Raw genomic sequence first — 1,232 nt, 5'->3', positions numbered from 1 at the left:
GCGGTAGACCGCGGCGGATTNGTAGTCCATTGCCGCCGCCGCCTNGGGCATGCGCGCGGTGAGGTCACGCGCGAAGCGCTGGTCTCCGCCCGCCATGAAAGCGACGAAGTCGTCGACGATGGCGCGGTGCTCCTCGATCGTGACCTTCATCGAACACGGTCCGCCGCATCGACCGATCTGTCCCGGAAAGCACGGCCGTCCGGTCGCCATGGCCTTCTTGTACGACGCGTCGGAGCAGGTGCGGATGGGGAAGACCTTGATCATCAGGTCGATCGTGTCGTGCACCGCCCACACCTTCGGGTACGGGCCGAAATAGCGCGCTCCGGGAATGCGCCGATTGCGGGTCACGATGACGCGCGGCGCCTCGTCGGCCAAGGTGATCGCCATGTAGGGGTAGGACTTGTCGTCCTTGTAGCGCACGTTGAACGGCGGCGAGAACTCTTGGATCCACATGTACTCCAACTGCAGCGACTCGACATCGCTGCCGACCACCGTCCACTCCACGGATGCCGCCGTGAGCACCATCCGGCGGGTGCGCTCGTGCAGGGTGTGCAGCGGCGCGAAGTAGTTGGACAACCGGGCGCGCAGATTCTTGGCCTTGCCGACGTAGAGGACGCGGCCGTCCGCGTCGCGGAAGCGGTAGACCCCGGGCTGCGTGGGGATCTCCCCCGGCTTCGGCTTGTAAGGAAGCGCGTCGGCCATCGTCACCCGGCCTTCCGCACCGGCCCCCGCGCCGTCGCTCCCGCGTCAGACGGCCCTGCCGCGAGGATCTCGGCCAGGAAGGCGCCGGTGTGGCTCTCTTCGACGCGCGCCACCTGCTCGGGCGTCCCCGTCGCGACGATGCGGCCGCCGCCCGAACCACCCTCGGGCCCCAGGTCGATGATCCAGTCGGCCGACTTGATCACGTCGAGATTGTGCTCGATGACAACGACCGTGTTCCCCTTGTCGACGAGGCCGCCCAGCACCTTCAGCAGCAGAGACACGTCTTCGAAGTGCAGCCCGGTCGTGGGCTCGTCGAGCACGTAGATGCTGCGCCCATTCGAGCGGCGCTGCAGCTCGGTCGCGAGCTTGACGCGCTGAGCCTCGCCGCCGGAGAGCGTCGTCGCCGACTGTCCGAGTCGGACATACCCGAGCCCGACGTCGACGAGGGTCTTCAGGAAGCGGTGGATCGCTTGGATCGGCTCGAAGAAGTCGGCCGCCTCGGGACTCTAGAGGATCCCCGGGACCGAGCT

The 1,232-nt window shown here is 67.5% G+C and carries 1 protein-coding gene and 1 pseudogene; both read right to left on the bottom strand.

Features of this window, described 5'->3' with window-relative positions; genetic code table 11:
- A partial coding sequence (locus I5I_RS14835) for a GIY-YIG nuclease family protein (protein ID WP_036321506.1) occupies positions 1 to 702 on the bottom strand: 702 nt, incomplete at its 3' end.
- Positions 703 to 704: 2 nt separating this feature from the next.
- Positions 705 to 1,202 (bottom strand): annotated as a pseudogene (locus I5I_RS16580) (ATP-binding cassette domain-containing protein); the annotation flags it as partial.
- Positions 1,203 to 1,232 lie beyond the last annotated feature (30 nt).

The organism is Microbacterium sp. B24, assembly GCF_000333415.1.
In the GTDB taxonomy this organism is placed as follows: domain Bacteria; phylum Actinomycetota; class Actinomycetes; order Actinomycetales; family Microbacteriaceae; genus Microbacterium.
Note: the sequence above shows the minus strand (reverse complement) of the source record. Positions and strands in the feature narration are given on the sequence as shown.